The following is a 14,427-nucleotide window of genomic DNA, read 5'->3' on the forward strand; positions in this document are numbered from 1 at the left end:
TCTTGTTAACCTGTTATCTAGTGCCTGGTTTACTCGTTCACGTCCTATCCTGTTATCCAGTACCTAGTTAGCTTCTTAACTCGTTCACTAGATAACTTATTCACCTCTTAACTTCCTACTAACTTCTTCAGGCTATTCAATGCCTTTAACCCCAATAGAGAGCTTTCTGCTTCGTAATAGCAATCTGCAAAGCTCTTCTCTGGATGGAAGGTTTTTATGGCAAAAGCAGCATTTGTTAACACCACACTGTTCTGTTCGTTGTTACCCTCTCCGTGGATGATTGTGTTGAAAATCCCGGCAGCTTCTTGAATACTGTCCCCTCCTGTTATAGCTGTGGCTAATACAGGGGTAAATCCCAACTCTTCTACTGTATAGCGACTCTCTCCTTTATTATTTATTAGCTTAAAGTCACCGGTTAGAGATATCTCGTCGTAGCCATCCAAAGCATGGATAATACTATATTGTTTATCCGAACTTTGGTATAAATAGGTATACAAACGAGCTAATTCAAGACTAAATACACCTACGGATTGATATTTTGGATTAGCAGGGTTTGTAAGGGGGCCAAGCATATTGAAAAAAGTTTTGACACCAAGTGCTTTACGAATAGGCGCTACAGTTTTCATCGCTGGGTGGAACAGCGGAGCATGGAGAAAACAAATGTATGCATTGTCGAGTTGACGCTGGAGCGTATCCTTGTCATTGGTGAATTGATAACCCAAGTACTCCATTACGTTTGATGAACCGCACCCTGAAGAGACTCCTACATTACCATGTTTGGCAACGTGATATCCTGCGCCAGCAACAACAAATGAGGCTAAGGTCGATATGTTGAAGGTGTTTTTACCATCACCACCGGTACCACACATGTCGATGAGGTCATAGTCCGTAAAGTCTACCTTTAGACAGAGGTCGTACATCGCATCGCGAAAACCGGCTAGTTCCTCCACACGAATGCTGCGCATACCATAGGTGGTCATGAATGCCGCAATCTGATGCGTATCATACTTGCCAGTAGTAATATGCGTTAAAATATCGTAAGCTTCCTTACGACTGAAGGTTTTATATTCGAATAGGTGTCTTAATATCTCTTTCATCTGTTAAAGTAAAAAGTTAATAATACAAAGGACTAATTGGCCAAAATTTTATAAATAAAAAAGGGGCTCGCCGATATGGCAAGCCCCACTATTTTTTGATTGTATCAATTTTAAGCGATAGACATCTGCCACAACATTATCTGTTGTGCCACCACCAGGCATTATTGATTACAAAATTGTTCATTTCTTAATTGTTACTAACAAATATCAAATAAGTTTTTAAAAATGTCAAGTTTTTTTTGATTTTTTAATAAAGAACAAAATGCGCTTTGTTATTTCCTTTTGAAACTAAAGTAAAAGAAGCGATCTTCCCATTCTCTATATACACGGCCAACATCTGTCGTTTTCTGTAGTTTAGGAAGTACATTTGCTCTGTATTTAGGTCTTCGGGATCAATATCCTTGATATCCTTTGTTGGCATTTGACTGTAAGGAATATAGTTAATTTCCCTTATGTCTTTGGATAATAAGTTAATACGAACTTCCTCTAAGGACACCTCAAGATAATCGTAAATTTCATCAGATGGGTTTTCTATAATGAGATATTTACTTAGCACAATGTCTACTGCCTTATTCTCATCCGCTAGATCCTTGATAAAAGACTGAATAGTACCTATATTTTTCGGATGATCTGTAGGTTGCTCTTTCTGTGCCCACAGATTTGATGTAAATAAAATTAGTAAAAAAGTGAATACTACTCTCATAAATGAAGTTTTTATTGTTTGACGAAAGTAATTGAATAAGGATTAATCAAAAGAAATACTCATGTTTAGCGAAGCACAAACACCCATGAGTATTCCATATGGCTGTTAAAAAACAAAATGCGAAGCATTCATGAATACCAATGAAAGCAAACATAAATAAATAATTATACACATATGAAAACGTACATAAATAAAAATCGCACTTCTGAAAGTGCGATTTTTATAATGGATTAATATTCGTCTTCATTGAAAAAGAAGTCATCTTTTGTTGGATAATCCGGCCAGATTTCTTCAATGTTTTCGTAGGGTTCGCCGTCATCTTCCAAAGCTTGAAGGTTCTCGATTACTTCTACTGGAGCTCCAGAACGAATTGCGTAATCAATTAATTCATCTTTAGTCGCAGGCCATGGTGCATCTTCTAAGTGTGATGCTAATTCTAGGGTCCAATACATAGTATTACAATTTAAGTTCTACCTTTTTCCGCAAAAATAGTATAATATTTTAAATAAGCAAGTTAATTATGCGTTAAATGATTTTTTGTTTGTTATCTTGCTTAATATCAATTATATGTTTTTATTTGTCGGTGTTTTTTTTACATCTATAAAGCTATTGAATTTATTCCAATGGGTACTCATCTTGTCGTAAACGAGCGACTGGATTTCATCCGCTTGCACGGATGTTATATTCTTGGTGTCGATTGGTGCGAGCACCTGAATATGTATAATTCCAGGTTTGGAGCCAAACTTCTCCCCATTATCCCATAGGGTTTGCCAAGCATCTTGGATGACTACCGGTAAGATTTGTACCTGATTATCTACGGCTAGTTTGAACGATCCGGACTTAAACTCGTGAAGGCGGGGCGGATATTCATCGTCAATTTTCCCTTCTGGAAATATGACGATTGATTTGCCTGTTTTTATCAAATAGTCTGCTTTTTTGAAAGCTTTGTAAGCTGATATTTTACTTTTTCTATCCACCACGATATCTATACTTCTGAAAAAAATGCGAGTGACCGGATTACGCAGCAATTCAATTTTTCCCATAAAGGAAAATGATTGGGGACACATAAATGTTATTCCTGTAATATCTAGGATAGAAGTATGATTCGGGCAGATAACATAAGGCTTGGACCAATCTATACACGACTCATATTCAATTTTGAAAAATATACCGGAAAATGTTGTGCCGAGAACCGATATTATGCGTCTTAAGCTTGCAATAGTTGAATAGTACCTGTCAGGATTTCTAGTTAATATGTATAAAAGAGGGAATAGTAAGATAAAAAAGAATAAAACACATAGTAGATACCATATTCTATGAAGCTTTTTTAGGATTATCAGCATACGATTCACATTAATGAAAATCGAAATTAAAAAGAAAAAAGGATACCTAGGTATCCTTTTTTATAAATATCTATGTAGCAGAACTAGATAAGCAATCATGAGTCTGTTAGCTTGCTGATGACAGATAAAAACAAATTATACATCTATGAAAGTTTTATTTTATACTGAAACCGTATTTCAGATAAATTTGTTTTGCGGTATCTGTTGCCATAAAGTTCATGAAATCCTCCGCGGCTTTTGGATGAGGAGCCTTTTTTAATTGAGCCGCCATATAGGTCGCTGTAGAATTGAGGGCTTCAGGAATTTCCACAACATCAATGGGGTGGCTGATCATTTTTTGATATACAACTTCGGATCTCCATACCGGAGCGACATCGGCATCACCATATAAAACGCGCATTGGACTCTCTCGGTGATGTATCCGAGTCAAGTAGGTTTTGCCTGTAGTTACTTTGTCTTTCATGATTTTATTGACCAATTCATCTCCGCCAGCTTTTTTATAAGAGGCCTGTATTTGTTCTCCGATCCCTTCCCATAATGGATTTGGCATTGCGATACGTACATGGTCCTGTGCTAGGTCATTGAGAGAGGTGATTTTTGCAGGGTTATTTTTAGGAACCATAAGACAGATATTGTTGTAGCAATAAATCTGCGTACGGCTGAAGTAATCTTTCATGTCTTCAATGGTTCTTTTGCCTGCTGTGTATACATCCGGTATATGCGTAATTCGAAGGTTACCCAATGTCAAAGAACCTCCTTGGATTTGCTTAGCTAATATTCCAGGGGGAAGTGTTTCTACGAATATTCTTTCGTATTGTGGATAATCCTTTTTGAATGCTGCCAAAAGGTCATCTACAACCATAAACTGGTTCCCGGCGAAGAAAATTGTCAGCTGTGGATCTACGATGTCTCCATATAAGTCGGGCACGTTGTTTATTCCAGGCACCGTAAAATTAACTGCAGAAGAAGGAGGCGTATTCCATGGCGGGTCAAAATGGTGGTCTTGTGCCTTTGCTACTGTAGCGACGGCTAATAATAGAAATATTGATAGATTTTTATACTTCATCGGAACTTAATTTATGGTTTTATAATGATCCATCCTTCACTGGCACGTAGAATTAATTCGCCATTACCGCTCGGTACAAACGCTAGAAAATCATAGAGTTCACTTTTAGCGATCTTGCGCTCTTCTAAGGTATTAAGACATTGGACGACATGTACCCCCTTTTCGATCAGATCCTTTAGCGCTGCTTCGTATTGACTGTTTGATTTTTTAAAAGCCTCTGTTCCTCCAGAGAAAGCGATTAGTTCGATCTCTAGCCTGCCTTGAAGACGAGGATCCTTTAGTGCATTATTGATATTTCTAAGTGCTTTAGCAATAATTTTAGGGTCGTCGCTGTCCAGTTGATAAATTGCTTTGTAACTCTTCTTTTTGGCGATAGCGCCTTGAAAGCTTTTGTTTTTGGTCAAAAGATGATTTTCCTGAGCGAATGTTTGTGTCTGCAATGCAACAGCAAATAGAAACAAACAAGTGATGATGATGTTTTTCATGTTAAATTAAAAATTAAAAGGTCCATATTTATGCTGTAGTGCACTAATTTTGTCCGGATAAGGTGGATACGCACAGTCTTTCGGCTTTTTAGCGAGGTTAGGATAGTCGTTTTCTTTGTGGGCTTTTTGAGGACGATCAAACGAATTGATATAGGCTGCTACATCAAAAGCCTCTGCATCACTCAATACAGGCTGATCATAGGTGGCTCCAAGAGGCATATTTGCTTTAATAAAGCGTGCTGCTGTAAGAATACGTGCCATTCCGGCCCCATCATTATAGCTGTCGGGTCCCCACAAAGGAGGGTAGAGGTAACCTCCGGCATCTTGATTTTTCTGTCCCTGTCCTTGTTGACCGTGACAGCTTAGGCATTTGTTGCTATAGATGAGCTGCCCCTGTTTGAGATCTGCGGCTCGATCAGGAATTTCTATCTTCACAAAGCCTTGGCCCTCTAGGCGTTTGTCACTTATGATATGACTGCTTATCTGCTTAATGTATGTAATAATAGCACGCATTTCTTTGCTATTCTCAGGGATAGCTCGACCATTCATACTGCGCTCAAAGCAGCCGTTGATACGTTCTTCAAGCGATTCTATTTTGTCTTCTCGACCGATATAGGTAGGAAAGACTTGGTGAAGACCTACATAGGGAGCCGCAAATGCTTTGGTGCCGCTGTTTAGGTGGCAATTACTGCAGGCTAAGTTGTTCCCTATTTTTTTTCCATCTTCATAAAAATAATCGTATGTATTTTTAATTAACTTTTCGCCATAACGGGCTAGTTTTCCTTCAGTATCCTCCTTGAAAGTTATTGGGACATAATTTGCCACATGTGTAATAACACTATCTGTTTTTGTTGTGCTTAAAGCCTTAGGCTGTCGTTTATAAGCAAATAAGAATACACAGACACATAGGATTAAAAGTAATAATGATACCCCTCCAAGAGCCTTTACATAATTGGTTAGTTTCTTATACTCCATGATTTTATCATAATAAAATGTTTTAGCAAAGAAACCTTATTTTTAAATCTTCAAAAAGAAAGGAAATATTATAAGGTATAACCAAAAGTTATTTGCAAATGTTAATTATCTCATACAGAATTGTAAAAATTGGTTGGGTACGCCAGTTAAGCCTCCATATATATGCGTAAAATGGAAATAACGTTCGATCTGTAAATCAGGTATGTCTACGATTGTAAGTCGATCTTCCAATATTTCTTTTTGTACAGAGTGGATGGAAAGAAAGGCGAAACAGTCACGTTCTTGGATATAACGCTTTATACTCTCTGTTGAAGCCAAAACCATCTCGATGTTTAATTTTGAAAAATCAATCCCAAGACACCGAACTTTGTTTTCGATAATCGAACGTGTACCTGAACCAAGTTCGCGAACGACTAAGGAAATTTTGTATAAATCCAGTACCTCAGGTTTTTTTAGTTGTTTTAACATAGGGTTTCGACTATTCGTGACTAAAACAAGTTCGTCTTTCATAAAGGGAATATATTTTAAGGCCCTGTTGTCTGTTGCTCCTTCAGTGATGCCCAGGTCGATTTTCTGTTCAATCAATAGTTCTTCTATCGCACGGCTGTTGTATTGTGATACTTCGATGTGACTGTTGGGATGTTCATTCAAAAACTTGGCTAATAAGGAGGGAATGATATATTGAGAGATGGTCGTGCTTGCACCTAGGATCAGGTGGCCCTTCATATTGGATTGTAGATCAAAAATTTCTTGGTCTGCCTTGTTGTAAAGTTGGATGATTTGACCGGCATACCGAAATAGAATTTCTCCTGATTTAGTGAGGATTAAATTGTTGCCTTTTCTTTCAAAAAGCGAAACACCAAGTTTTTTTTCCAACTCAAGGATATTCTTGCTTACTGCTGGCTGGGAAATATAAAGAACAGCAGCTGTTTTAGTAAAGTTGAGCTGTTGCGCTGCAGTGTGGAATACCTTAAGTCGAAAATCAAAATCCATAGAAAAAGGGTTATTTTTTTAAAAATAACCCTTTTATTCGTTTTATAGTAAATTACTTACTTAATTCAGCATAATATTTGTGAAACAAAGGGATAGTTTCGATACCTTTTAAGTAGTTCTCAATGCCATATTTCTCGTTAGGCGAATGCAAGTTGTCACTGTCTAATCCGAATCCGAGCAATACTGTTTTGATTCCTAATTCTTTTTCAAACAAAGCAACAATTGGAATAGAACCACCGCCTCTTGTAGGGATTGGTTTCTTGTTGAATGTGTCTTCCAAAGCTTTTTCAGCAGCCTTGTAAGCGATGCTATCTGTAGGAGTGACCACAGGTTCGCCGCCGTGATGCGGTTTTACTTCTACTTTGACCGATTTTGGTGCTATTCTTTCAAAGTGGTCTTTGAATAATTTGGTGATCCGTTCTGAATTTTGGTTTGGTACCAAACGCATAGAGATTTTTGCATAAGCTTTCGATGGTAAAACCGTTTTTGCCCCTTCACCGATATAGCCGCCCCAAATACCATTCACTTCAAGAGTCGGACGAATTCCTGTGTGTTCGATCGCTGTAAAGCCTTTTTCGCCCCAAAGTTCGTCTACACCTAGGTCCGTTTTATACTCCTCAATATCAAAAGGTGCTTCATTTAAAGCTTTTCTTTCTTCAGTTGTCAGTTCAACGACATCGTCATAAAATCCTGGGATAGCGATATGATTGTTTTCGTCATGTAATGAAGCAATCATTTTAGATAAAATAGTAGCCGGATTGCCTACTGCCCCACCATATACACCAGAGTGCAAATCACGATTTGGTCCAGTGACTTCTACTTCTACATAAGAAAGACCACGAAGACCGGTCTCGATAGACGGATTTTCTAAGCTGATCATCGATGTGTCGGAGATAACGATTACGTCTGCTTTCAAACGTTCCTTATTTGCAGCAACGAATATACCTAGATTTGCAGACCCCACTTCTTCTTCTCCCTCAATCATAAACTTGATGTTACAAGCCAATTGATTGTTTTCCATCATGTATTCAAATGCCTTTACGTGCATATAGAATTGGCCTTTGTCATCAGCAGCTCCACGGGCGTATATTTTTCCGTCACGCACAGTTGGTTCAAATGGAGGAGTATCCCATAATTCTAACGGATCGGCCGGCTGTACATCATAGTGACCATAAACCAATACTGTAGGTAATGAAGGGTCAAATATTTTTTCACCATATACGATAGGATATCCCGCCGTAGGACAGATTTCTACATTGTCAGCACCTGCATCTTGAAGTTTTTTAGCTACGAATTCAGCGGTATTCAATACGCCCTCTTTGTACTGAGGGTCAGCACTTACAGAAGGGAAGCGCAATAGTTCAAATAGTTCGTTTAAGAAGCGCTCTTTATTAGCTTCTACATAATCTTTGATGTTTTGCATGTCAAAAAATGATTTAACACAAAGGTAAGTATTTTGAAACGGTATTTCTGATTTTTTGAATCAGTCTTTGGATTGTGGGGATATGTATGCTTAAAGAACTTTTTTTTGAATAATCTGTAACGTTCTCATGAGTCGAGCAACTAATACGGAAGAAGATTTAACATATATTATTATTCGATCCTTTTATGAGAGGTATATTTTTGTTTTTTATGTTACTATTTGCGGGGTATATGGAAGGTTACTCCCAAAGTTTGATCACGGGTAGGGTGGTTGATGCCACAGACAAATCAAAGCTTGAAAATGCTACGATAATGCTTTTACAAGCGCAAGATTCAGCATTAATTGCGTACGACCGGGCGGATGTGACGGGGCAATTTCAATTAAAGAAGCCGTTATCCGGCGATTATTTCATCGTGATATCCTATCCAAAGTACGCCGATTTTTATGAAGAGTTAAAAGGTGGAACTGCGGTTTCTGACTTAGGGGACTTGGGATTAACCAGTGTTGCGCATCTTATTGAAGAGGTTGTTGTCAAGAGAAGAGCGGCGATTACCATCAAAGGTGATACGACCGAGTACGATGCATCACAGTTTAAGATGGAAAAAAATGCTAAAGTTGAAGATCTGCTAAAGGCGCTGCCAGGGATCACGGTTGATGCGTCTGGTAAGATTACTGCACAAGGTAAGACTGTGAAGAAAGTATTGGTGGATGGCGAAGAGTTCTTTGGGAATGACCCTACTTTAGTGACACGCAATTTACGTTCGGACATGGTTGATAAGGTACAGGTCTACGAGAAGAAATCGGATCAGGCCGAACGAACAGGTGTAGATGACGGTGTACGTGAGCAGACCATTAACGTACAACTTAAAGACGATGCTAAAAATGGGATTTTTGGCAAGGCATTAGCAGGCGGGGGGACAGACAAATATTATATGGGACAGCTGATGATCAATAAATTTAAGGGCTCGCAAAAGATATCTGCATACGGACTATTTGGAAATAATGGGACTACTAGTATGAACTGGGATGATGCGCAGAAATATGGGATAGAGGTGGACGCTTCTTTTGATGGCGGAACTATGGTCGTGAATGATCCTTTTTCAGGTAAGGGTGTCGTGGGGATACCGAGAGCGATTAACACAGGTGTTAACTTTACCGATAGGTGGAAGAAGGATAAGTATCAAATAAACTTAAATTATAAATACGGAAAGATCTCTTCGGATGGTACAGAAGAGACGATGATGTCTGGTGTTGTGAATAGTAAAACAAAGAGGACCGTCGATACGGATAATGATCAACATCGCATCAATTTGAGATTGAATGCAAAAATAGATTCTTTAAATGAAGTCTTAATCAAAGCTTCGGCAACCAAGAAGAAGCTGTGGAGTAATACAATTACAGAATCGAAGAATTTCACAGATGGCGTAACCGCTAATAACAGTAATGAATATGTAGACAATAATGTTAATAATTATGACTTTGATGTGTTGTATACAAAGAGATTCCTGAAGAAAGGACGATCATTATCTTTTAATGCAGTCGGAAGTAAAAGTGAGACCGAAGGGACGGGTACGCTACGTTCAACACTGAGTACAAAAACTACAGGGGCTGAATTTCAAACAGACCAGTCTAAAAACACCCAGCAAGATGTGAATAAATGGCAAGGGCAGGTGACCTATACAGAACCTCTCTCAAAGCTCTTGAACCTGTCATTAGGTTATCAAATCGTGAATGTAACCAATAGTTCTTTGCTGGAATCTCGGAATAAAGATGCTGCTGGAGGGTACAATATTCTAGATGAAAAGTATAGTAGTAGTTATGATTTCAATAGGTTGAGCAATAATTACGATGTCGCGCTGGGCTATAATAGCGAAAAGCTAAAAGCTAATCTGACGAATACATTCAATGATGATCGTCTAAACCAAATCAATAACTATAACGGTAAATCGTTGAAAAGAGACTTCTTTACCTATAATCCTAGACTGACAATGACTTATAACTTTTCAATGGCTAAGGCATTGCGGTTGACCTACTCTGGAAGTAATCAATTACCATCGTTGAACCAAATTCAACCGATAATGAATAATTCTGATCCATTGAATCAGTATGAGGGAAATGAGAATTTGAATCCTTCATTTATAAATACGCTGGAGGGCTTTTACCACAGTTTCAATTTATTGTCCAATCAGTTTAAGTACATAGGTGGTACGATTGCGCTTACGAAAGATCCTATTTCACAGAATATTACGACGATAAAAGATAGCCTCGGCAACTTGATTAATTATTATCGCTGGAATAATATGAATGGGAAGAAGGATTTTAATGCAGCGATGTATGGAGGTTATCATTTCAGGTTAAACAAGGCACTGGTATTGGACAATTCTCTCAGCATAGTTTTTAATGTGGGGGAGAACAATAACTTCTTTAACAGCGAGGCCAACCTTATCAAATCTCAGAGTTATACGTTCAGCTACGAAATAAAGAGGGAGACGAAAACAGGTTTGAATTTTCAGACGAAGTTGAGTCCTCAATATAGACAGATGAAATCCAATTTAAGTCCTGATCAGGATAATAATGGTTTTGTGATGGGGGTGTCGGGTGGATTAGAGTATTTCTTTTCGAGTTCGTTTAAAATATATACGAACTATGATTATTCGTATGAGGCGCCAACAGCAGCATTTGATCAAAAATTAGAGCGGTTCCTTGTTCATCCAGGTATTAGCAAAAAATTCCTGAAGAATGAGTCTTTAATGTTGGATTTTACAGTCAATGATGTGTTTAATAAAAATATAGGGTACTCCAGATCGCAGTCTAATTCGGTGTTTACACAGCGCAGATATGATACCATCCGACGTTATTATATGTTGAAGGTATCATGGGATTTCACTAAAATGTTTGTAAAGTAATGGTTAGTATGAAGAATATAATAATAATGTTAGTTGGGCTATCGATATTGGGATATAAAGCTAACGCACAGTTTGCGATGTTTGGAAAATCAGGGGTAGTAAGCTATGACAAGACTATGTATATCAAGAATATCATGCGTAAGCAATATATAGAGAAAGCGGATGAACGGTCTAAAACTCAATTTGAATCCATGTTGCCTACTATACCTGAAAATATGGTGTTGAAGAAAACGCTTAAATTTAAAGGGAATGAAGTTGTGTTTGAGCCGGTGAAGCAAGAAATAGATGTAAAGACGAAACAGATTATTATGATGTTAGCTTTAGATTTCGATGCGGTTACATTGTCTGATTTAAAGACGAAGGAGTACAATCGATTTAACGACATCATTGGACAAAAAATAATTATTCAGGATACCGTTAAAAAAATTAATTGGCGTATTACGGATGAATATCGCGAAATTGCAGGCTACAATTGTCGAAGAGCAAATGGCATAACGTCAGATTCAACTTACGTGATAGGCTATTATAGTAATGAAATACCTATCGATGGAGGACCGGAATCCATTAATGGTTTACCTGGGCTAATCTTAGGATTGGTAGTACCGAGTCAGCACGTTTCTTATTTTGCAACCAAGGTGGATATTATGGATAATGTGGCTTTGGATAAGAAGGTATTTGAAAATACCAAGACTAAACGTATGACAAGGTCAGAAATCGCGGCGATGATGACAGAAACATTTAGTAACTTCTTAAATAAGGCGACTATTGAGTATGTGGTAAAACTGGCACTGATGTAAGCGAGCAAGATGTCACAAAAAAACCGTTTTGGATATCCAAAACGGTTTTTTTATTTTATAACCTTTAACGATTATTTTTTATCAACGTTTTTCTTAGCTGTTACTTCGTTACGGATGTCTTGAGCTAAAGTCTTGATGTCTTGTAATCCCTTACGTACGCGAGTACCTGCAGCAGAATTACCATTGTTGAAAAATTTTTCAGCATCAGCTTCGATTGAAGCAACCAGTTCTTTTAATTTAGTGTAGTTTTCCATTTTAATTAATATAATTTAGTTTCTAAATATTTGCACTAAGATGTAATAAATATACAAAAACAACAAATACAAAAGTAATTAAATCCTATTTTTTTGTTGAAAAAAGCAATTTAATAGCTATTATTCTACAATAGTCAGTTCATCTATGATGTTTTTAGCCCCAGCAAATTTGTCAATGACAAATAGAACATATCTGATATCTACTGAAATTGTGCGTTGTAATTTCGGATCAAAGATGACATCACCCGCCATAGCTTCTATATTTCCATCAAAAGCCAAGCCAATTAATTCACCTTTCGCATTTAATACTGGAGAGCCGGAGTTTCCTCCCGTTATATCTTGATCACTTAAGAAGTTAACAGGCATGTGACCATCTTTGTCTGCGTAGCGACCATAGTCTTTTTGTTCGTACAATTCAATAAGTCGTTTCGGAAGATCAAATTCCTCGTCATTAGGTTTATACTTTGCGATAGTCCCTTTCAATGTGGTGTAATTATTTACTTTAGCATCGTTTCTTGGGTCTGCAGGTAATGCTCTAACCGTACCGTAGGTAAGACGTAATGTGCTGTTTGCGTCAGGGTAGTACTTGCCTTTGGGGTTCATCTCCAAGAATCCAGCAATATATTTGCGGAATGCTGTCTGAAAATTGTCTTCACGCAATTCCTGTTCTGGTGTACGCTCACGATATTTTGTCATTAAAGCCGCTGATATTTTATACAATGGATCTTGAGCCACTGTCCCCGCAGTTGGATTTGCTAGATAGGCTTCCAATTTTTCTCTAGATCCAAATATGCTGTTTTCAAAAGCAGACTTTACTACACTGTTAAAATTACCGTTATTTTGTTTGGCAAGTTCAGCAATATAGGGCGCTATCTGTCCTCCTTTGGCACTATACAGGTTTAATTCGTCTGCAAGTACATCGATTTCAAGAGGAATATAAGCTTTTTCGTAGCTCTCCTGTATCCCGGCTTCAAATCTTGGTCGCATGTTTGCGCGAGCTGCTTCATTTGCTTCTGCATATTGACTCAAGGCGCCACCTAGACTAAAAGGAAGAGCTGCAAATGTAGAAGAACGGATCATTCCGATCAGGTAATTATCGTGACGGGATTTTTCATTAGTAGCAGCGTAATAATCATTAATTGTTTTTATTACGTCCCCATATTTTGCTTTATTTTCTTTTTTACTGGCCCATTTTTGAAAGTTGTTTTCCAATTTACGTTTGGCTGCTGCTGTCCGGTGTTTGGATAGGGCATCAATCATACCTTGACGGTTTTTCCAGTAGTTTGCCACACCCGAGTATTGTGAAGCATAGTTGATATTTACTGCTTGATCTTTGTCCATGTGTTTTTTCATGGCATCCATACCCGTTTTAGAAGCTTCTACCCAAGCTGGATAGGCATACTTTACGTTTTGGTCGATTCCAGCAGCAGGCATCCAACGGTTTGTACGTCCTGGATAACCTAAAATCATGGAGAAATCACCTTCTTTTATTCCCTTTAAGCTAACAGGTAGGTGGTATTTAGGTTTTAATGGGATATTTTCTTTAGCGTATGGCGCTGGGTTTCCGTTTTTGTCTGCATAAACGCGGAAAAGAGAGAAATCCCCGGTATGACGTGGCCATTCCCAGTTGTCTGTATCGCCACCAAATTTGCCAATGCTGTTTGGAGGTGTACCTACCAGACGTACGTCCTCATAATCTTGATACACGAAGTAGTAGTACTCATTGCCATTGTAGAAAGACTTAACAGAAACAACGTATTTCCCATTGTCACTATTTTCTTTTTCAATTTTTGCAATCTCTTGATTAATGATTTTTTGTCTTTCTTTCTCGGACATGTTATCATTAACTAAACCCAAAATGCGCTTTGAAACATCGTCCATACGTACAAAGAAGCGTACGGATAGAGATTTTGGTTTTAGCTCCTCGCTATAGTTTTTTGCCCAAAAACCATTCGTTAGGTAGTCATGTTCAGGTGAAGATAACTCCGCTATCGCGCCATAGCCACAGTGATGGTTGGTCAGCACAAGTCCAGAACCGGATACAATCTCTGCAGTACAGCCGCCACCAAATTGGACGATTGCATCTTTAAGACTGGAGTTATTAATGCTGTAGATTTCTTCGGCGGTCAGTTTAAGACCCTTTTTTTGCATATCTGCCTCGTTGAGACGCTTTAAATGCATGAGGAACCACATGCCCTCATCTGCCATCGTAGTCAAACTGACTACGCAGAGGATTAATAATGATACTATTTTCTTCATTCTATTCATTTTTTCTAAAACAAAATTGCTGTAAATCGCTGGTAAAACAAAATTTTTGTATGTGATATACGCAAATTCACAATACGCATTACTTAATACTCACTACTATTTTCCCTATCTTTGTAA

Annotated in this window: 13 protein-coding genes; 2 read left to right on the forward strand and 11 right to left on the reverse strand. The window is 38.0% G+C overall.

Annotation, left to right across the window (positions count from 1 at the left end):
- Positions 1-107: 107 nt before the first annotated feature.
- From trpD to G7B18_RS07040, 9 genes are all read right to left on the reverse strand, one after another.
- On the reverse strand, positions 108-1,097 hold the full coding sequence (trpD, locus tag G7B18_RS07000; protein WP_164122259.1) for an anthranilate phosphoribosyltransferase: 990 nt from the start codon (positions 1,095-1,097) through the stop codon (positions 108-110).
- A gap of 247 nt (positions 1,098-1,344) precedes the next feature.
- A complete protein-coding gene (locus G7B18_RS07005) occupies positions 1,345-1,800 on the reverse strand; it encodes a hypothetical protein (RefSeq protein ID WP_164122260.1) in 456 nt (151 codons plus the stop codon).
- 230 nt (positions 1,801-2,030) lie between these two features.
- Positions 2,031-2,252: a DUF2795 domain-containing protein gene (locus G7B18_RS07010; RefSeq protein ID WP_002996718.1), complete on the reverse strand. Its 222-nt coding sequence runs from the start codon at positions 2,250-2,252 to the stop codon at positions 2,031-2,033.
- A 111-nt stretch (positions 2,253-2,363) separates the two neighbouring features.
- Entirely contained in the window at positions 2,364-3,143 is a 780-nt protein-coding gene (locus tag G7B18_RS07015) for a lysophospholipid acyltransferase family protein (protein WP_164108870.1), read from the reverse strand.
- 154 nt (positions 3,144-3,297) lie between these two features.
- Positions 3,298-4,209: a molybdate ABC transporter substrate-binding protein gene (locus tag G7B18_RS07020; RefSeq protein ID WP_164108869.1), complete on the reverse strand. Its 912-nt coding sequence runs from the start codon at positions 4,207-4,209 to the stop codon at positions 3,298-3,300.
- An 11-nt stretch (positions 4,210-4,220) separates the two neighbouring features.
- On the reverse strand, positions 4,221-4,694 hold the full coding sequence (locus G7B18_RS07025; RefSeq protein ID WP_164108868.1) for a DsrE family protein: 474 nt from the start codon (positions 4,692-4,694) through the stop codon (positions 4,221-4,223).
- Positions 4,695-4,700: 6 nt separating this feature from the next.
- On the reverse strand, positions 4,701-5,669 hold the full coding sequence (locus tag G7B18_RS07030) for a c-type cytochrome (RefSeq protein WP_164108867.1): 969 nt from the start codon (positions 5,667-5,669) through the stop codon (positions 4,701-4,703).
- A gap of 105 nt (positions 5,670-5,774) precedes the next feature.
- Positions 5,775-6,662 (reverse strand): LysR family transcriptional regulator, encoded by an 888-nt coding sequence (locus G7B18_RS07035; protein ID WP_164108866.1) that lies wholly within the window; start codon positions 6,660-6,662, stop codon positions 5,775-5,777.
- 52 nt (positions 6,663-6,714) lie between these two features.
- Entirely contained in the window at positions 6,715-8,085 is a 1,371-nt protein-coding gene (locus G7B18_RS07040) for a dipeptidase (RefSeq protein WP_164108865.1), read from the reverse strand.
- 185 nt (positions 8,086-8,270) lie between these two features.
- On the opposite strand from G7B18_RS07040, the gene G7B18_RS07045 reads away from it, so the two are divergent.
- Together G7B18_RS07045 and G7B18_RS07050 are read left to right on the forward strand one after the other, a co-directional pair.
- The gene (locus tag G7B18_RS07045; protein WP_164108864.1) at positions 8,271-10,991 is read left to right on the forward strand and encodes an outer membrane beta-barrel protein; all 2,721 of its coding nucleotides are present in this window, start codon (positions 8,271-8,273) and stop codon (positions 10,989-10,991) included.
- 8 nt (positions 10,992-10,999) lie between these two features.
- Positions 11,000-11,788: a GLPGLI family protein gene (locus G7B18_RS07050; RefSeq protein ID WP_164122261.1), complete on the forward strand. Its 789-nt coding sequence runs from the start codon at positions 11,000-11,002 to the stop codon at positions 11,786-11,788.
- Positions 11,789-11,859: 71 nt separating this feature from the next.
- Here the strand turns inward: G7B18_RS07050 and G7B18_RS07055 are convergent, their stop codons facing one another.
- Complete coding sequence (locus tag G7B18_RS07055) at positions 11,860-12,042, reverse strand: histone H1 (RefSeq protein WP_164108862.1); 183 nt, start codon at positions 12,040-12,042, stop codon at positions 11,860-11,862.
- A 120-nt stretch (positions 12,043-12,162) separates the two neighbouring features.
- On the reverse strand, positions 12,163-14,301 hold the full coding sequence (locus tag G7B18_RS07060; RefSeq protein WP_164108861.1) for a S46 family peptidase: 2,139 nt from the start codon (positions 14,299-14,301) through the stop codon (positions 12,163-12,165).
- Positions 14,302-14,427: the final 126 nt, after the last annotated feature.

The sequence above is a fragment of the Sphingobacterium sp. xlx-130 genome (assembly GCF_011007405.1).
Lineage (GTDB): Bacteria > Bacteroidota > Bacteroidia > Sphingobacteriales > Sphingobacteriaceae > Sphingobacterium > Sphingobacterium luzhongxinii.